Genomic DNA, 17,392 nt, shown 5'->3' on the forward strand with positions numbered 1-17,392 from the left:
AGGACGGGCGCGATCCGTATTACCGGCACCGGGGAGCAATCACCCATGGGCACCAGCCGTATCGTCCACGTTCCCGGCAGTCGGGCGCGTATAGAAGTACTGTGCCCGTCCTGTCAATCATTGTGCGTCATGGCGCAGCCCCCAAAAGCCTGTATCGCATGGCGGTGCTGGCCTGTTATTAAACGGGAACCGGAAGACCACATTACAGGAATAAAGGGTTTTTGTGCATGGAAACGCCATTTACGCAGCGCTGGGGGCTGTTTGTCGGCCTTGGCGTCATATCGTTCGGCCTGGGCATCGTGGCGTGGGTGGATGCGCTGGCGGTGTCGCTGGCCAGTACCATCCTGCTTGGGGTGCTGCTGTTCGTCGCGGGCACGATACAGCTGGTGCATGCCTTTGTCGTGCGCGACTGGAGCGGGCGGTTCATGTCCATCCTGGGCGGCGCGCTGTATATCCTTGCCGGCACGATGATGATGGAGGAACCGACCACCGGCTCCATGGTCATCACCATCTTCATTTCCGCCTGTCTGGTCGTGTCCGGCATAGGGCGCATCATCATGGCGTTCCAGCAGCGCGGCCTGCAGGGCTGGTGGCTGATCGGGCTGGGTGGGCTGATCAGCCTGCTGGTGGGTGTGTGCCTGTATGTGACGCTGCCATGGTCGGGCCTGTGGCTGATCGGCACCTTTGTCGCGGTTGAACTGATTGCCGCGGGCATTGGCTGGATCCAGTTCGGCCTCGCCCTGCGGCAGGCCGCCTACATCCCGCCCGCAAACTGAGTGGCAAGGTTTCGGTCGATGGGATTGTTGGCCGAAACCCCCAGCAGGTTGCGCAGGTCGGTGGCGTTCATCCGGGCCTCGAAACCGGGATTGCCGGGCTGGAACAGCATGGCTGTCGAAAGCGGCCCGACCATGACGGGATCGAACCCCGCATCATGGATCAGCCACCCTGCCACATACAGTGCCTGCACCACGTCGCCCGCCATGGGCAGGGCCAGGCGAGGGGGCGTGCGGAATGTCTCGGCTTCCAGCGTGGTCATGTCCTCGGAATTGAAGGCCCGTACCACCGATGCCTGCGGGAACAGTGCCTGCGTGGTCACACCCGCCCCCTTGCGCAGCGCCAGCCGTCCTATCTTTCCATCCCGCCAGCCATAGGGATTGGTCGGATCGATAAGCGGTTTTGTCCCCACGATCGATCCGATGGTGTGCCGCAACTGGGGCAGCGCGCCATAGGGGACCGCCAGCACCACCGCATCGCCAAACTTTGCCGCTTCCTGTGGAGTGCCCTCACGGGCGAGGGGGTAGAGCTCTGACGCCAGTTTTTTGGCCGCACCCTTATGAATGTCGGAAAACATGACCTGGTGCCCCGCCCGGGTCCATAAATGCCCCAGCGTGCTGCCGACATGGCCCGACCCGATCATGCCGATACGCAGGGGGCGGCGCGCATGGGCCACCCCTGGCATACCGGCGGGCAGGAGGGTCGCCAGTGCGGCAAGCAGGCCGTGTCGGCGGGTCAGTTTCAGGGCTGGCATGCATCTCTCCTGTTCTGGCGGCATGTGGTAGTATGACACGGGATGGCTTAATCCAATGGTTGGTTCTTTGCCGACCTGTCGGATATATGGCACAGACTTGGCTGCAGCAGGAGTACAGCGTCAATGACCGATACCCCCGATCAGGACCGGACCGTCGTCGCGCAGTCCGCTGTTCCCGCAGGCGTGGAACATCCGGTGGAAGCCCTGCATGAAGCCGTGCAGGAAGATGAGGCGGCACTTGCAGCCACCGCCGTCCCCGATCCCGGCCCGGTGCCCGAAGCCCAGACACAGGTCGTGCCCACCGACAGTGACGCCGTGGCGACAAGCCAGGCCGCTGCAACGGCCGCCATGGCCCCTGAATTCATGCCTTACAAGGAACTGTTCCAGCTTATGGGCGCGATCGTGTTCGTGCTGATCGTGCTGGCGGTGGGGTGGAACGCCATGCATGCGTCGGGCATCTGGCCGGAATGATTGCCTGATCCGTTCATGCCGTATGCGTCAGGGAAGTGAGAGCCTGACCGATACCGGACAATGATCGGACAGGCGCGTGGTGTCGTCCTGTCCGTTCTGGCGGTAAAGCATGACGCGCAGGCTGTCCGGCTGCAGCCATTCACGCGCAGGGCCACCGGCGATGATATGGTCGATAAAATAATTTCCCTGTGCGCAGGGACTGGCGTGACCGGCTGTAGCCAGCGCCAGCGGGCCATTCCCAGACAGTGCCCGCCAGGCGGGATCGTCGGGCGCCAGCAGGCGGTTGAAATCCCCCATCACGACAAAGGCTTCCCCTTCGTCCTGCCGTTCCATGATCCAGTCCTGAACGATCGCGATCTGGCGCATCAGCGTCTGGCAGGCCGGTTTGCGGGCTATGGGCTGCGAATCGCGGCATCCCGCCTTCAGATGCACGACCAGTACGCGCAGGCTGTCCGTGCCCTGTCCTATCGTCAGGTCCAGTCCGGCGCGCAGGTGATGGGGGGCAGAAGGGGGATAGACATCCAGCGCCGTGACATCCGCATGCCGTACGACCGCAAGGTCCGCGCGTACTGCAAGCGCCACCTTCTGCACGACATGGTCACTGGACATGATGATGCGGTAACGTGGTGTCGGAAACAGCCGGGCTGCCAGATCCGGGGTATCAATTTCCTCCAGCGCCGCGATATCGGGGGCAAGGCGGCTGGCGTAGTGCGCCAGCCGGTCCAGTTCCGCAGGTGTGCGCGGCGTGACATCAGGAGGCAGGGCCGGGTCGCCCTGTGGACGCGTGGTCAGCCATTCAAGGTTCCAGGTGGAAAGCCTGAGGCTGCCGGTGGCCCCCGCACCGACAGGCAGGGCCGCCTGCGCAAGGGCCACGGTCAGGCACAGCCATGCCTGCCGCAGTCCCCGCGCGTGTGCCGGGCCGGGATTATGGCGTGGTGGTATCAGCCGCCTGCTGCGCCTGCAGCTTGGCGATGGCTTCGTCCACGTGGATGAACGTGCGTGACGTTTCATCCAGCACGACAACTTCCCCGCTGGCAATGTCATAGAACCATCCCTGCAACGTCAGGGTGCCGCGGGCAAGCCCTGCCGCGACGGCGGGATGGGTGCGCAGGTGCGCGATCTGCAGCTGCACGTTCTGTTCGGACAGGCTGCGCACGCTGGCGGGCCCGGCGTCGGATGCTTCCAGCACCGCGCGAGCGGCTTCGGCATTGCGCAGCCAGCTTGCGACGGTGGGCATTTTCGCAAGCTTTGTGGGATCGGGGTCCAGAAGTGCCTTCATCGCGCCGCAGTTGGAATGACCGCATACGATGATGTGCGAAACTTTCAGTGCACTTACGGCATATTCAATGGCGGATGATACGCCCCCCAGCATTTCCCCATAGGCGGGCACGATATTGCCGATGTTGCGCAGCACGAACAGATCGCCCGGCTGGGTCTGTGTAATCATGCTGGGGTTTACCCGGCTGTCGGCGCAGGCAATGAAAAGCGTGTCGGGGGACTGGCTTTCCGCCAGGCTTGCGAACAGTTCGCGGTTCTGCGGAAAGACTTCGGTATTGAACCGCTCCACGCCATGCAGCAGTTCAATAAGGGTATCGCGGGCGGTATGGGTAGCGGCCATTGTAAAATCCTGTCACCTGAATGTCCGGATAAAGACAGATCCACCCGCCGCAATGACATCGCGGCACAATCCGGCGGTTGGGGTGGTATCCCATGCAATCTGTAGCATGAGAACACCTGTCGCGCACAATTGTTTCTTCCTGTGCAGCAATGGAAATACTATGTAATCACAATATAATTAAGAAACATTCACTTTCTGTATTGCAGTATTTATGCGGCGGCAGATAAGGGCGTACAGCACAACGGCGCACATGGTGCGCCGTTGTGTGTCCGTTTCGTGTAAACGGGGACCGAGGTCAGGCCGCCCCGCCTGCCATGGTGGTGCGCACGGCCTCGAGTGCCGCCTCCACCTTGCCGGTATCCGGGCCGCCGGCCTGCGCCATGTCGCGACGGCCACCGCCGCCCTTGCCGCCCATGGCTGCGCTGGCTGCGCGGACCAGCGCCACGGCATCCACCTTTTCCGCCAGGTCAGGGGTGGCGGCAACCACGATGCTGCCCTTGCCATCCGCGGTGGAGATCAGGGCGATCACGCCCGATCCGATTTCCTTGCGCAGGGAATCGGCCAGCGGCTTGAGTTCCTTGGACGGCAGTTCACCCACGTTGCGGGCATCGAGCTTGATGCCACTGATCTCCACGATGGATGCCGCTGACTGGCTGCCCGACGCAAGCTTGCGCTGCAGGTCGGAAATCTGGCGTTCCATCACCTTGCGTTCCTCCAGCAGCACGGCAAGGCGCTCGGGGGCTTCCGCAGGGGGTACGCGCAGCATGGCGGCCATCTGATTCAGGCGGTCTTCGGTGGCGATGGTGGCGTTCTGCGCTGCAAGGCCGGTCACGGCCTCGATGCGCCGCACGCCGGATGACACGCCACTTTCAGATGTGATGCGGAACAGCCCGATATCGCCGGTGCGGCGCACATGGGTGCCGCCACACAGTTCGATCGACCAGCCCGCACGTCCATCCTCGGGGCCACCCATGGACACTACGCGGACCTCATCGCCATATTTTTCGCCAAACAGGGCCATGGCACCCTGTTCAATGGCTTCTTCGGGCGTCATGTGGCGGGTGGTGACATCCGTGTTTTCACGGATGCGGGCATTCACCTCGGCCTCGATATCGGCCAGTTCCTCCGGCGTGATCGGGCGCGGCTGGCTGACGTCAAAGCGCAGGCGGTCGGGCGCGTTCAGGCTGCCCTTCTGGGTGACATGGTCCCCCAGCCGGCGGCGCAGGGCTTCATGCAGCAGATGGGTTGCCGAATGGTGCGCACGGATGGCGCTGCGGCGGTCATGATCGACCTGTGCCGTTACCGCCATGCCAGGCTTGACCGTGCCTTCGATGACCGTGCCGTAATGCACCAGCAGGTCGCCCAGCTTTTTCTGCGTATCGGTAATGGCGATATGCAGGCCGGGTGCGGTGATGGTGCCGGTATCCCCCACCTGTCCACCGCTTTCGCCATAGAACGGGGTCTGGTTCAGCAGCAGGGCAACCTTGGTGCCGGGGCCGGCACTGTCCACCTGTGCATTGTCCACGACCACGGTCTGGACTTCGGCATCGGATGTTTCGGTGGTATAGCCAAGGAATTCGCTGGCGCCGAACGTATCACGCGCCTCGAACCATACGGTTTCGGTCGCACTGTCGCCGGACCCGCTCCATGCCGCGCGGGCGCGCTTGCGCTGCACGTCCATGGCTTCGTTGAAGCCTTCAACGTCCACGCTATGGCTGGTGCCGCGCAGGGCGTCCTGTGTCAGGTCAAGCGGGAAGCCGAACGTGTCATACAGCTTGAACGCAACGGCACCCGGCAGCGGCGCGCCATTGCCAAGGTGTTCCGTCTCGTCCGCCAGCAGCGACAGTCCACGGTCCAGCATGGCCTTGAAGCGTTCTTCCTCGCCCTTCATCGTCCCCTCGATCAGAGCGCGGGCATGGACCAGTTCGGGATAGGCTTCGCCCATCTGACGGATCAGCGCGGGAACCAGCCTGTAGAATGTCGGCTCCGTCGTGCCCATCATGTGCAGGTGGCGCATGGCGCGGCGCATGATGCGGCGCAGCACGTAACCACGCCCGTCCTTGGACGGCAGCACGCCATCGGCAATCAGGAACGAGGTGGAGCGCAGATGGTCCGCCACCACGCGGTGGCTGGCATTGAACGGGCCATCCGGGTCCTGGCCCGTGACTTCGGCGGAGGCGAGGATCAGCGCGCGGAAGGTGTCCGTATCATAATTGTCGCGCTTGCCCTGCAGGATCGCGGCAAAGCGTTCCAGTCCCAGCCCGGTGTCGATGGACGGGCGCGGCAGCGGTGAACGCGTGCCAGGCGGGTTTTCGAAATACTGCATGAACACGAGGTTCCAGATTTCGGTAAACCGGTCACCGTCCTCATCAGGGGAACCGGGCGGGCCGCCCGCCACCTCGGGGCCATGGTCGTAGAAGATTTCGGAACATGGGCCGCACGGACCCGTATCACCCATGCGCCAGAAATTGTCGGAGGTGGGAATGCGGATGATCCGGTCATCCGGCAGACCGGCAATCTTGCGCCACAGGCTGGCTGCTTCCTCGTCATCGGCATAGACGGTGGTCAGCAGCTTTTCGCGGGGCAGGCCAAAGGTGCCGGTAACCAGTTTCCATGCCAGTTCGATGGCTTCCGCCTTGAAATAATCCCCGAACGAGAAATTGCCCATCATCTCGAAAAAGGTGTGATGGCGGGCGGTGTACCCCACATTGTCCAGGTCGTTGTGCTTGCCGCCCGCGCGCACGACCTTCTGGGCCGTGGTGGCGCGGGAATACGGGCGCGTCTCCTGCCCGGTGAACACGTTCTTGAACTGCACCATACCAGCATTGGTAAACAGCAGCGTCGGATCGTTGTGCGGCACCAGGGACGAGGACGGCACGATCTGATGCCCGTTCCCCGCAAAATAGTCGAGGAAGGTGGCACGAATGTCGTTTGTTGTGGGCATGGCGGGAAACAGACGATCCTGTATTGAAGGTATAGATGTAAAACCGGTTTCATTCACCTAGCGCACGTAGCGCCAGACCGGAAGCATGAACATGCGTGTTGTGCCCATATGGCTGTTGCGTGCGATGCGCGGCGCAAGGGTGAACAGGCCCAGCAGGAGACAGGAAACATGACGGGGGAATGGCAGGCTGAACGTGACTGGCCGCTGCTGACACAGGGGCTTGCTGGCCGCCTGCGTCAGGATTGCATGAAGCAGTGGCTGGATTTTGTGGGGCATCCGTTCGTGGAGGGCGTGGCCAGTGGCACGATGGAGGTGGAAGCGTTCCGCAACTTCCTGATTCAGGATTACCTCTACCTGATCCAGTATGCGCGTGCGTGTGCCCTGCTGGTTCACAAATCGGATACCCTCACGGCCATGCGGCATGCGGCACAACTGTTGTCGGGCATACTGGATACCGAACTGTCCATGCACGTGGGTTACTGCCGTCAGTGGGGGATCGAGGAACCGGCACTGGAACAGGCGGAGGAATCGATAGAATTACTTGCCTATAGCCGCTTTATACTTGACCGTGCACAGACGGGCGACATGCTTGACCTGCTGGTAACGCTGGCGCCATGCCTGATCGGGTATGCCGAGGTAGGCGCACGACTGCATGCCAGCCCGCGGACGGTGCGTGAAGGCAATCCGTACTGGTCATGGATCGCATTGTATGGGGGGGACGAATATACCGCGCTGGTGGAAGACGGGGTCTGTCGCCTGAATGAAGTTGGCGCGGCCTATGGCGCGCAGGCGCGTTATCCGACCTTGCTGCGGGAGTTCACAACCGCCGTGCGGCTGGAAACCGTGTTCTGGACCACGGCGCGTTCGGGCTGAAACGGGACGATTTCCGCCGTCGTGCGTTTGGTCTGGGTGGATTCGGAATGGAAAACAAGCTTCCGGCTGATATGGAAGTTCGCCATCATCCCCGCAGCCGCCCCGGCCGCCAGCGCCAGCACCGGATAGGCCTTGAAGACGGGGGAAAGATGAAACAGCGTGAACACGCAACCGCGGTTCAGGAAAAAGCCCAGCGAATTGCCCGCAAGGAAACGCAGCCACTGGATGACGAAATGGTGCTGGTTGCCAACGTTGCGGAAGGTCCACAGGCGGTTGATCAACCAGTTGATCGATGCCGCGATGAAATACGCGGCAATCGTTGCAATCGTCAGCCCCACAAAGGGGCGAAGGCTGTAGACCGTTCCCGTATCCCAACACAGCCCCAGAAGCCCGACAACACCAAACTTCAGGAACTGTGTAATTTTCTGGGAAGAGAGCTTTGGCAAGACATCATCCTTATGCCGAACGACAGGCGACGGTCACAGGGGCTGGTCTGCATGTGACATCAAGGCTCCGCGCTGCGCGGATATGTCATACGGTATAATACTATCGGAATGGAAGGGGAAAAGAGGCAGATCAAAGCCTCCTTTCTTTTCTTTACATTAGTGCAGGATGATCTCGACACGACGGTTCTGGGGCTCCCGTGTATCGGGTCCGGTGGGCACCAGCGGATGGGCTTCACCATAGCCATGAATGTCGATGGCGTTGGCGGGCACACCGTCACGGATCAGTTCAGCCTTCACGCTGTCCGCACGTCGCATGGACAGGCCAAGGTTGTACTTTTCACCACGCGGGCCGGGATGGGCGGCCGAATTGTCAGTATAGCCATTGACCTCGATGCGGGTTGTCTGGACATGGGTGGATGCCTGGGCAGCTTCTGCCACGATTTCACGTGCACGACCGGTAAGGGATGCGCCATCCCAGTCGAAGAACACCAGATAGGTACGGGCTGCGGTCGGTGCGGGCGGCACGGCGGCAGGGGCTGGCGGCGGCGGCGGCGGTGCGCTGTTGAACGCGTAGCGGAGACCAACGATAAACTGATGGTTGAAGCGGTGGTCAAAGCTGGCGTGACCCGAATCATATGGTCCGCTGGCGGTGTAATTGCCCATGGTGAAGGAAGACGGCTGGCCGATCATGCGGTATTCGCCGGTCAGCTGCAGGCCGGCAATGCCGGGAATGTCGTAGGCCGCGCCGACAATGCCCTGATAGGCGAAGCCACCTTTGGTGCCGCTCATGCTGCGACCGGGGGAATTGCCTACCGTTACGTCATGTGCATTCTGCCACAGATAACCGGCACCAACGCCGACAAACGGCGTCACGGGTATATCGATGTTGAACAGGCGCTTCATGTCGATGTCATACAGCACGTTGACGAAACCGCCATAGGAACGGTCGCTACCCCTGTCGCCACGGGAGCTGCTGTAGATTTCGGACCAGTTGTAGTCGCCTTCAACCTCTGCCCGCAGGCCATTGCCAAAGCCCCAGCCGACGGCGCCAAAGCCGGTCCAGCCATGCCGGTGGCCCAGTTTTTCACGGCCTGGACCATCTTCAGTATCAGCGAAGTGGCCATGCTGGGTCTGTGTCAGGTTATAGCCGCCGCCGATATCGACATACGGGCCGGTAATGGTCGTGGCCTTGGCAGCCAGCGGTGTCGCGGCCAGCAGGCTTGTTGCCAGCAGGGCAGAACGGAGACGCATATGTTCGTCCTTCCTTACAATTATTGCTTCTTTACAGGTCACGCAGCGTGCGCAGGCTGCGCAAACCAGTCAGTCCATCACCCTTAAACACGGTGTGCCGTCTGTAGTTGCGTTCCTTTAAGGCTAACAGGCAGCATAAAAGTCGCATTGTTGCAGACATGTGCCGGGCAGAAGGCTTTTTGTCTCTGATTACAATTAAATATGTGGGAAATAGTTCGCGCAGAACAATAGTTTAATAAAATATTTAGGACATTTCGTGGCGTGAACAACACAGTGGGTTTGTATCTTCATGCACATGGAAACTTTGGCATAAAAAAAGGGAGCACAAAGTGCTCCCTTTCTTTTGTGACCGGTTGGTCAAGATCAGTGCAGGATGATCTCGACGCGACGGTTCTGGGGCTCACGCGTGTCGGGGCCGGTCGGAACCAGCGGGTGAGCTTCACCGTAACCGTGGATGTCGATGGCGTTGGCGGGCACGCCGTCACGGATCAGTTCAGCCTTCACGCTGTCCGCACGACGCATGGACAGGCCAAGGTTGTACTTTTCACCGCGCGGACCCGGGTGGGCCGAGGTGTTGTCGGTGTAGCCGTTGACTTCGATGCGGGTCGTCTGGACGTGGGTGGAAGCCTGGGCAGCTTCTGCCACGATCTCACGCGAGCGGCCGGTAAGGGCTGCGCCGTCCCAGTCGAAGAACACTAGGTAGGTGCGGGCTGCGGTCGGCGCGGGCGGGACGACAGCAGGAGCCGGCGGCGGCGGCGGCGGCGCGTTGTTGAACGCGTAGCGGACACCGACGATGAACTGGTGGTTGAAGCGGTGGTCGAAGCGGGCAGCGTCGCCACCAACAGCGTGGATGTTACCCATCGCGAAGTCTTCAACCTGACCAACCATACGGTATTCGGTGGTCATCTGCAGGCCGGACACGCCCGGGATGTCGTAGGCTGCACCGACGATACCCTGATAGGCGAAGCTGCCATTGGTGCCTGCGATCTTGCCGCCACCACCACTGATGCTGGCATTTTCCCACAGGTAACCGGCACCAACACCAACAAACGGGGTAACAGGCACGTCAATGTTGAACAGACGCTTCAGGTCAATGTCATACAGGACGTTGACGAAGCCACCGTAGGAGCGGTCGTGGCCCTTGGTCTTGACGGTATCAACGCTTTTGATCGCGGACCAGGTATAGGCGCCTTCAACTTCGGCACGCAGACCGTTACCGAAACCCCAGCCGACATTGGCGAAGCCGGTCCAGCCGTGGCCGTGGCGGACATGCGCGCCGCCGTCACCCTGTGGGCCGGGCTTGTCTTCAGCATCACGCATATGCTGAGTCTGAGTCAGATCGTAACCGCCGCCGATGCCAACATAGGGGCCGGTGATGGTGGTTGCTTTGGCGGCGAAAGGAGCCGCTGCCAGCAGGCTGGTAGCCAGTAACGCTGCGCGAAGACGCATGTTTCAGTCCTTAACTCTGTTGTTGCAGGGCAGAGCCCTATCTTGTGGTCGGGCAATGGATTTGCCCCGAGACAGGGCAGCCTGAGATTACCCGCAAGCTATGATGCGGGATTAGCCTGTCTGGGCCGACTTGAGAATGGGCAAAATGCCGCATGGCACTGAGGTGTGACCAAAAACACACATATCTTTCAGGGCATTTGCAGGCATTTTATGAAAAGTCCTGATTTTATAAGGTTTTTTTTGAGCCCGGATAATAGACCCCATGATTTTGCATAGGACAGTGCCGGAAACCGAAGAGCTGTTTCGCGGCCTGTTACGCGGCGGAACGATTCGATATGGAAAGGGGAGCATCCAGTGCTCCCCTCTGCAAATATACATATTTATCAGTTTATTGCAGCATGAGACGTCAGTGCAGGATAATTTCGACCCGACGGTTCTGCGGTTCACGCGTGTCGGGGCCGGTGGGCACCAGCGGACGGGCTTCGCCATAGCCGTGGATGTCGATGCCGCCAGCGGGCACACCGTCACGGATCAGTTCAGCCTTCACGCTGTCTGCACGCCGCAGCGACAGGCCAAGATTGTACTGCTGGCCACGCGGTCCGGGGTGCGCCGATGTGTTGTCGGTGTAGCCGTTGACTTCGATCCGGGTCGTCTGGACATGGGTCGATGCCTGGGCCGCTTCCGCCACGATCCCGCGCGCGCGGCCGGTCAGGGCCGCGCCATCCCAGTCAAAGAACACCAGGTAGGTACGCGCTGCAGTCGGGGCGGGTGGCGCCACGGCGGGGGCCGGCGGCGGTGGCGGGGGTGCATGGTTGAAGGCGTAGCGGACACCCACGATGAACTGGTGGTTGAAGCGATGGTCGTAGCTCAGCGTGCGGTCGCCGCCGCCTGTCTGGCTGATATTGCCCATGGCGAAGGATTCCACCTGTCCGATCATGCGGTATTCAGTGGTCATCTGCAGGCCGGGCACGCCGGGGATGTCATAGGCCGCACCCACGATACCCTGATAGGCGAAGCTGCCATTCGTGCCGTTCTGGCGCACGTTCAGGTTGCCTGTAACAGGGGTGCTGGCGTCCACGTTCTGCCACAGGTAACCGGCACCGACACCGACAAACGGTGTCACGGGCACGTCAATGTTGAACAGGCGCTTGAGGTCGATGTCATACAGGACGTTGATGAATCCGCCATAGGAGCGGTCGCTGCCGCTGGTCCTGCCACTCTGGTGGCGTCCGTCGCCCGTGGAGTCTCGGTAACCCGTCAGGGCGGACCAGTTGTAATCCCCTTCGATTTCAGCGCGCAGGCCATTGCCGAAACCCCAGCCAAACGTGGCGAAGCCGGTCCAGCCATCGCCATGCTCCATGCGTTCGCGTGAATGGGCTTCCTTCAGCAGTCGTGCGTTGTCCGATGCGTCAAGGTAGCCGTCGGTTTTCATGTTGTTTTCGTACTGGTTCCTGTCAAAACCATGCGCATGCTGGGTCTGGGTCAGGTCATAGCCACCGCCGATATCGACATATGGCCCAGTAATCGTCGTGGCCATGGCGGTGGCGAACGGCGCAGCACCAAGTGCAGTCGCCAGTAATACCATGCGAAGACGCATATTCCCGTCCTTAAGGATACTTGATCAGACGCCTTCTTTTTTGTGGAGATGGGGGCATGTTCCACACTGGCCTGATGCATGTTGATACAATTGGCCCGGGGGCCATTATCGCAATGCCAGCGGGAAGGCGCTGAGACGGGAATGCCGGTAAACCTGTCCGCACCTGTCCATGGCTGGATCGTTGTGCGGACCAAAGGTTGAGATAATATTAAATCCCCTTTCCGTACCATGTTGGTCTGGAAGGGGCGTTGTACAAATACCACATGCGCGGGGCAGGGGAGTCAGGGCGTGCAGCCATCCGCGCGCAGGACATCCAGCACGACATCATCGGGCACGTCGCGGCAGGTGAAGGCCTGGCCAATGCCGCGCACCAGCACGAAGGACAGGCGGCCGTCGCGCATCTTCTTGTCGCGCTGCATGTTGCGCACCAGCTGGACCGCGGAGAAATTCCGCCCCGTATCGCTGATTCGCACGGGCATGGACAGGCGTTCGAGGTGACGGGTCACCCGCTCCAGGTCTTCCGCCGGGCAGTAGCCCAGCCGGACCGACAGCATGAATGCCAGCCGCAGGCCGATGGACACGGCCTCCCCATGCAGCAGGCTGCCGTCATAGCCCATTTCCGCTTCCAGCGCGTGGCCGAAAGTATGGCCGAGGTTGAGCAGCGCGCGGCCATCGGCCTTGCGTTCCTCGCGCTCATCAGCAATGACCACCCGCGCCTTGAACGCGCAGGCCATGCGGATGGCTTCGGCCTGCATGGCCGGGTCGCCTGCCAGCACGTCCGCCCCATGGCGTTCGCACCAGTCGAACAGGCCGGCATCCCCCAGCAGCCCCGACTTGACGATTTCGGCATAGCCCGCGCGCAGTTCGCGCACCGGCAGGGTGGCAAGGGCGGACGTATCGGCCAGCACCGCGATCGGCTGATGGAACGCCCCCAGCAGGTTCTTGCCAAACGGGGTATTGATGCCGGTCTTGCCCCCCACGGACGAATCCACCTGCGACAGCAGCGTGGTGGGGATCTGCACGAAGGGCAGGCCACGCAGCGTGGTGGCGGCGCAGAAACCGGCCAGGTCCCCCACCACGCCACCGCCCAGGGCCACGACCGTGGTGCCGCGTTCGACATGCGCCTCCAGCAGGGCGTTGGTCACGCGTTCGTACATGGTAATGGTCTTTGATCCCTCGCCAGGGGGGATGGTGATGACTTCGGCGCGGATCCCGGTTTCCTCCAGCCCTTCCAGCAGGCGGGGCAGGTGCAGGGGGGAAACCGTTTCATCCGTCAGGATCATCACGCGCTTCTGCGGCAGGACGGGGGCGAGCAGCGCACCCGCGCGCCGGATCACGTCGGGCCCGATCACGACGTCATAGCTGGCGCGGTCCAGCCGTACGGGCACCCGCAGCGGCTGCCGGTTATGTTTCAGGGCCTGCATGACATGGTCGGCGCTGTGTTCCACGTTGTCATCTCCACAATCCACGATGATATCGGCTTCGGCATAGACCGGATGGCGTAGCTGCATAAGGTCCGCCAGCACCGCATGGGGGGATGCCGTATTCAGCAGGGGCCGGTGCGTGCGTTCGGCCACGCGCTGCACCAGCACCGGCAGCGGGCAGCGCAGCCAGATGGAGATCGCATGCTCGCGCACGCTGGCACGCGTGCGGGAATCCATAAAGGCCCCGCCGCCTGTCGCCAGCACCACGGGTGGGCCGGACAGCAGGCGGCGGATAACCAGCCGTTCGCCCCGGCGGAATTCGGGTTCGCCGTATTTCTGGAACAGGTCGGCGATGGTGTAGCCGGCGGCGCGTTCGATTTCCTCATCCGAATCGACAAAGGGCACACCCAGCCGCGCGGCGAGGATGCGTCCGATCGTCGTCTTGCCCGCTCCCATAAGCCCGACCAGCACGATGGTGCGTCCACTGCCCGGCTGCCGTGGCGTAGCGGGGCCAACGGCATTGAGGTCAAGCGGTATGGCGAGCGACGAGGCAGCCGGCGCGTGCCGGTCGGGGGGAATCTGGCGTGACATGCCGGACAACCTAACATACAGCAGGATGGAACCGGTAGAGTCCGCGCCTGGGTCCGGCCATGCGCGCGAAAGTGTGTCACCGGCCCGGTCATGTGTCACCGGGTGTGCTGGATATGGGAAGCGGTTGGATGATCCGTATTGTTATTGCCGTCATAGGTGTTCTGGTTGTGTGCGCGGTAGGGGGATTCTTTTCCCTCGGTGCTTTTCCGCCTGCGCTGGTGCAGCAGGACGTGCACAGGGATATTGCGTTTGCGGCCCCCGTGGCGGCCGCGCCTGCGGCGCTGGGCACGCCTGCCCCCCTGCCCGTGGCGCCGCTGGCTCCGACGGCGGCCCCCATGTCTGCGCCCGCACAGTAAACGGCGGACCACATGGTCGCGGACGGGGTTGACGCCTTTCTGGAAATGCAGGCGGCCGAGCGTGGGGCGGCGCTGAACACCATCCGTGCCTATGCCCGTGACCTTGGGGATATGATGCAGGCCCTGCACGCACGGGGCATCTCTCCCCTTGATGCAGGGGAGGGCGACCTGCGCGACTACCTGTCCGGCCTTGCGCGTCAGGGGCTGGCCCCGCGCACGCAGGCCCGCAGGCTGTCCTGCCTGAAACAGTATTTCCTGTTCCTGGCCCGTGAAGGGCTGCGGCCGGACAACCCGGCCGCCCTGCTGGAGGCCCCGCGCCTGGACACGCCCCTGCCGCGTTTCCTGTCGGAGGCGGAGGTCACGGCGCTGCTGGCCGCCTGCGCGCCGGAGGCGGATGCGACACCCGCGCGCAGGCGCAGGCTGCTTGCGGCGCGGGCGGCGCTGGAAATGCTGTATGCATCGGGCCTGCGCATATCCGAACTGCTGTCGCTGCCGCGTCGCGCGCTGGATGCGGCGCCCGGCATGATGCTGGTGCGTGGCAAGGGCGGGCGGGAACGCATGGTGCCCATGTCCGCCCGCGCCCGCGCCGCGGCCCGGGCGCTTATGGACCTGGATGCGGGGCGGAAAAGCCCGTACCTGTTTCCCGGTCGTGGGGCGGGGCGGCCCATGACGCGGCAGGGGTTTGACCGGATCATCCATGACGTGGCGCTGCGGGCGGGGCTGGACCCTCAACGGCTGTCACCGCATGTGCTGCGGCATTCCTTTGCAACACACCTGCTGGCCCATGGGGCTGACCTGCGGGCGTTGCAGGTTCTGCTGGGCCATGCCGATATCGCAACGACCCAGATCTATACCCACGTGATGCTGGACCGCCTGCGTGACGCGGTGGCGCAGCATCATCCGCTGTCGGCAATGCATGACACGGCGGCGACATAGACAAAAATGCATGGCAGGACGAATTCCCTGCGTGAAAATGTTTGGCTGGCGTGCAGGCTGTGCTATCGGCAGCGCATGCGCCAGTTTCTAGATTTCGAAAAGTCGGTCGCCGAACTTGAGAACAAGATCGACGAGCTTCGCAAGATGTCCGGTCCGGACGGGATCAACATCGCCGAAGAGATCACCCGGTTGAGCGAGAAAGCCGACCGGCAGTTGCGTACGGCCTATGCCAAGCTCACGCCATGGCAGAAGGTTCAGGTGGCCCGCCATGCCCAGCGCCCGCATACGCTTGATTACATCAATGCGCTGATTACCGAATTCGCGCCGCTGGCCGGCGATCGCCTGTTTGGCGATGACAAGGCCATCATTGGCGGCGTTGGCCGGTTCAAGGGCACGCCTGTCGTGGTGATCGGGACCGAACGCGGGGCCGAGATCGAAACGCGGCTCAAGCACAATTTCGGCATGGCCCGGCCCGAAGGCTATCGCAAGGCGCAGCGGCTGATGAAGCTGGCCGGACGATTCGGCCTGCCGGTCCTGACCTTTATCGATACCTCTGGCGCATGGCCGGGCATTGATGCGGAAGCACGCGGGCAGGCGGAAGCCATCGCACGGTCCATCGAAACCTGCCTGAATGTCCCGGTGCCGGTGATCGCCACCGTCATTGGCGAAGGCGGTTCTGGCGGGGCCGTGGCGCTGGGTGCCGGTGACCGGGTGATGATGCTGGAACACGCCATCTATTCCGTGATCTCGCCCGAGGCATGTGCCTCCATCCTGTGGCGTGATCCCAAGCAGGCATCCACGGCTGCGGATGCGCTCAAGCTGACGGCGCAGGATCTGCTGCAGCTGCGGCTGATCGACCGGATCATTCCCGAACCGCTGGGCGGCGCGCAGCGTGAACCGGCTGCTGCGATTCGCGCAGTGGGCGACGCGATTGCCGCCGAACTGCCGGGACTGCAGGCCAAGGACCCTGTGCTGCTCAAGGCGCAGCGGCGTGAGAAATTCCTCGCCATGGGGCGTGAAGCCGTCGCCTGACCTGCTGATACCGTGCGGCTGTAAAAGCAATAAAAGTTTTTGGTGAAGCTTTTTTAAAGCTTTGCCAGAAGCGTCCCTGTTGTGATGTGCGGGACGCGGCATGGCAGGCCTCAGGCTTTCGGCGGCTCACCCGCCTGCGGGGTAAAGCCCAGTTGCTTGATCAGGTCACGCACGGCGCTAGATGCAGCCTTTACGCCGTCTGCGTCCGTTCCCTTGCATAACAGACACACGCCCCGGCTGCTTTCATCAAGGCGGTAGGGATAGGACCCGATGTCGATGTCGGGATAACGTTGCTGTATCGTTTCCAGGCCCGCGGCCAGACTGCCTTCATACAGGCCGTTGGCATGCCATGCTTCTGATGTGACCGGCGTGCCATGGGGCAGGGTGGGCAGCACTTCCTCAAACATCGCGCGCATGATGCGCGGCACGCCCGCCATGACATGGACATTGCCCATGGTGAAGCCGGGAGCCACCGAAACAGAATTGCGGATGGGCACTGCCCCCTGCGGCATCGTGGCCATGCGTTGGCGGGCGGCGTTGAAATCGGCGGGTGTGAAATGGGCTTCAAGCAGTCGGAACGTCTCGGGATGGTGGACCCAGGGCACGCCAAACGATTCCGCGACGCAGGCGGAGGTGATATCGTCATGCGTCGGCCCGATGCCACCGGTGGTAAAGACATTGTCATAGGCGGCGCGGGCTTGGGTCACGTTGCGCACGATGACGGCGCGGATGTCAGGTATGATCCGGACCTCGCTCAATGTAATGCCGGTTTCTGACAGGCGGCGGGCAATATACTGCACGTTCACGTCCTGTGTGCGACCGGACAGGATCTCGTTGCCTATGACCAGCAGGCAGGCGGTGGGGTTCATGATGCGT

General features: G+C 62.3%; 16 protein-coding genes. 6 read left to right on the forward strand and 10 right to left on the reverse strand.

What is annotated here, in order from left to right; translation table 11 throughout:
• Positions 1-227 precede the first annotated feature (227 nt).
• Positions 228-776 carry an HdeD family acid-resistance protein gene (locus tag MSKU9_RS14770; RefSeq protein WP_141262137.1) on the forward strand — a complete coding sequence of 183 codons (549 nt, stop codon included), beginning with the start codon at positions 228-230 and terminating at the stop codon, positions 774-776.
• Here the strand turns inward: MSKU9_RS14770 and MSKU9_RS14775 are convergent.
• A complete protein-coding gene (locus tag MSKU9_RS14775; protein ID WP_141262138.1) occupies positions 755-1,528 on the reverse strand; it encodes an NADPH-dependent F420 reductase in 774 nt (257 codons plus the stop codon). The genes MSKU9_RS14770 and MSKU9_RS14775 overlap by 22 nt on opposite strands.
• A gap of 123 nt (positions 1,529-1,651) precedes the next feature.
• Here MSKU9_RS14775 and MSKU9_RS14780 point away from each other — a divergent pair, with 123 nt between their 5' ends.
• Entirely contained in the window at positions 1,652-1,999 is a 348-nt protein-coding gene (locus MSKU9_RS14780) for a hypothetical protein (RefSeq protein ID WP_141262139.1), read from the forward strand.
• A gap of 27 nt (positions 2,000-2,026) precedes the next feature.
• Here MSKU9_RS14780 and MSKU9_RS14785 read toward each other — a convergent pair whose 3' ends face one another.
• The 3 genes from MSKU9_RS14785 to alaS form a co-directional block, all read right to left on the reverse strand.
• Positions 2,027-2,872, reverse strand: a complete 846-nt coding sequence (locus tag MSKU9_RS14785) for an endonuclease/exonuclease/phosphatase family protein (RefSeq protein ID WP_141262140.1) — start codon at positions 2,870-2,872, stop codon at positions 2,027-2,029.
• Between the two features lie 52 nt (positions 2,873-2,924).
• On the reverse strand, positions 2,925-3,617 hold the full coding sequence (locus MSKU9_RS14790) for a carbonic anhydrase (RefSeq protein ID WP_141262141.1): 693 nt from the start codon (positions 3,615-3,617) through the stop codon (positions 2,925-2,927).
• Between the two features lie 295 nt (positions 3,618-3,912).
• Positions 3,913-6,561: an alanine--tRNA ligase gene (alaS, locus tag MSKU9_RS14795; RefSeq protein WP_141262142.1), complete on the reverse strand. Its 2,649-nt coding sequence runs from the start codon at positions 6,559-6,561 to the stop codon at positions 3,913-3,915.
• Positions 6,562-6,729: 168 nt separating this feature from the next.
• Here alaS and tenA point away from each other — a divergent pair, with 168 nt between their 5' ends.
• Entirely contained in the window at positions 6,730-7,434 is a 705-nt protein-coding gene (tenA, locus tag MSKU9_RS14800) for a thiaminase II (protein WP_141262220.1), read from the forward strand.
• On the opposite strand, the gene MSKU9_RS14805 is transcribed toward tenA, so the two are convergent.
• The 5 genes from MSKU9_RS14805 to aroB all read right to left on the reverse strand — a co-directional run bounded on the left by MSKU9_RS14805 (position 7,356) and on the right by aroB (position 14,192).
• Positions 7,356-7,880, reverse strand: a complete 525-nt coding sequence (locus tag MSKU9_RS14805) for a GtrA family protein (protein ID WP_141262143.1) — start codon at positions 7,878-7,880, stop codon at positions 7,356-7,358. The genes tenA and MSKU9_RS14805 overlap by 79 nt on opposite strands.
• Before the next feature lie 156 nt (positions 7,881-8,036).
• Positions 8,037-9,131: an OmpA family protein gene (locus tag MSKU9_RS14810; RefSeq protein WP_141262144.1), complete on the reverse strand. Its 1,095-nt coding sequence runs from the start codon at positions 9,129-9,131 to the stop codon at positions 8,037-8,039.
• A gap of 363 nt (positions 9,132-9,494) precedes the next feature.
• Positions 9,495-10,580: an OmpA family protein gene (locus tag MSKU9_RS14815; protein WP_141262145.1), complete on the reverse strand. Its 1,086-nt coding sequence runs from the start codon at positions 10,578-10,580 to the stop codon at positions 9,495-9,497.
• A 406-nt stretch (positions 10,581-10,986) separates the two neighbouring features.
• The gene (locus MSKU9_RS14820; protein ID WP_141262146.1) at positions 10,987-12,177 is read right to left on the reverse strand and encodes an OmpA family protein; all 1,191 of its coding nucleotides are present in this window, start codon (positions 12,175-12,177) and stop codon (positions 10,987-10,989) included.
• A 281-nt stretch (positions 12,178-12,458) separates the two neighbouring features.
• Positions 12,459-14,192 carry a 3-dehydroquinate synthase gene (gene aroB / locus MSKU9_RS14825; RefSeq protein WP_141262147.1) on the reverse strand — a complete coding sequence of 578 codons (1,734 nt, stop codon included), beginning with the start codon at positions 14,190-14,192 and terminating at the stop codon, positions 12,459-12,461.
• 128 nt (positions 14,193-14,320) lie between these two features.
• Here aroB and MSKU9_RS14830 point away from each other — a divergent pair, with 128 nt between their 5' ends.
• The 3 genes from MSKU9_RS14830 (at position 14,321) to MSKU9_RS14840 (ending at position 16,516) form a co-directional block, all read left to right on the forward strand.
• Positions 14,321-14,548, forward strand: a complete 228-nt coding sequence (locus MSKU9_RS14830) for a hypothetical protein (RefSeq protein ID WP_227001104.1) — start codon at positions 14,321-14,323, stop codon at positions 14,546-14,548.
• Positions 14,549-14,560: 12 nt separating this feature from the next.
• Positions 14,561-15,484 (forward strand): tyrosine recombinase, encoded by a 924-nt coding sequence (locus tag MSKU9_RS14835; protein ID WP_141262149.1) that lies wholly within the window; start codon positions 14,561-14,563, stop codon positions 15,482-15,484.
• A 75-nt stretch (positions 15,485-15,559) separates the two neighbouring features.
• Positions 15,560-16,516 (forward strand): acetyl-CoA carboxylase carboxyltransferase subunit alpha, encoded by a 957-nt coding sequence (locus MSKU9_RS14840; protein ID WP_141262150.1) that lies wholly within the window; start codon positions 15,560-15,562, stop codon positions 16,514-16,516.
• A 110-nt stretch (positions 16,517-16,626) separates the two neighbouring features.
• Here MSKU9_RS14840 and MSKU9_RS14845 read toward each other — a convergent pair whose 3' ends face one another.
• Positions 16,627-17,385: a competence/damage-inducible protein A gene (locus MSKU9_RS14845; protein ID WP_162853828.1), complete on the reverse strand. Its 759-nt coding sequence runs from the start codon at positions 17,383-17,385 to the stop codon at positions 16,627-16,629.
• Positions 17,386-17,392 lie beyond the last annotated feature (7 nt).

It is taken from the genome of Komagataeibacter diospyri (assembly GCF_006538165.1).
Classification (GTDB): Bacteria; Pseudomonadota; Alphaproteobacteria; order Acetobacterales; family Acetobacteraceae; genus Komagataeibacter; species Komagataeibacter diospyri.

Excerpts from the sequence above, each read along its gene's own strand:
- MSKU9_RS14835 (WP_141262149.1), top strand. The coding sequence starts at position 14,561 with ATGGTCGCGGACGGGGTTGACGCCTTTCTGGAAATGCAGGCGGCCGAG.
- MSKU9_RS14775 (WP_141262138.1), bottom strand. The coding sequence starts at position 1,528 with ATGCCAGCCCTGAAACTGACCCGCCGACACGGCCTGCTTGCCGCACTG.
- alaS (WP_141262142.1), bottom strand. The coding sequence starts at position 6,561 with ATGCCCACAACAAACGACATTCGTGCCACCTTCCTCGACTATTTTGCG.
- aroB (WP_141262147.1), bottom strand. The coding sequence starts at position 14,192 with ATGTCACGCCAGATTCCCCCCGACCGGCACGCGCCGGCTGCCTCGTCG.
- MSKU9_RS14815 (WP_141262145.1), bottom strand. The coding sequence starts at position 10,580 with ATGCGTCTTCGCGCAGCGTTACTGGCTACCAGCCTGCTGGCAGCGGCT.
- MSKU9_RS14780 (WP_141262139.1), top strand. The coding sequence starts at position 1,652 with ATGACCGATACCCCCGATCAGGACCGGACCGTCGTCGCGCAGTCCGCT.
- MSKU9_RS14790 (WP_141262141.1), bottom strand. The coding sequence starts at position 3,617 with ATGGCCGCTACCCATACCGCCCGCGATACCCTTATTGAACTGCTGCAT.
- tenA (WP_141262220.1), top strand. The coding sequence starts at position 6,730 with ATGACGGGGGAATGGCAGGCTGAACGTGACTGGCCGCTGCTGACACAG.
- MSKU9_RS14830 (WP_227001104.1), top strand. The coding sequence starts at position 14,321 with ATGATCCGTATTGTTATTGCCGTCATAGGTGTTCTGGTTGTGTGCGCG.
- MSKU9_RS14770 (WP_141262137.1), top strand. The coding sequence starts at position 228 with ATGGAAACGCCATTTACGCAGCGCTGGGGGCTGTTTGTCGGCCTTGGC.
- MSKU9_RS14840 (WP_141262150.1), top strand. The coding sequence starts at position 15,560 with ATGCGCCAGTTTCTAGATTTCGAAAAGTCGGTCGCCGAACTTGAGAAC.
- MSKU9_RS14820 (WP_141262146.1), bottom strand. The coding sequence starts at position 12,177 with ATGCGTCTTCGCATGGTATTACTGGCGACTGCACTTGGTGCTGCGCCG.
- MSKU9_RS14845 (WP_162853828.1), bottom strand. The coding sequence starts at position 17,385 with ATGAACCCCACCGCCTGCCTGCTGGTCATAGGCAACGAGATCCTGTCC.
- MSKU9_RS14810 (WP_141262144.1), bottom strand. The coding sequence starts at position 9,131 with ATGCGTCTCCGTTCTGCCCTGCTGGCAACAAGCCTGCTGGCCGCGACA.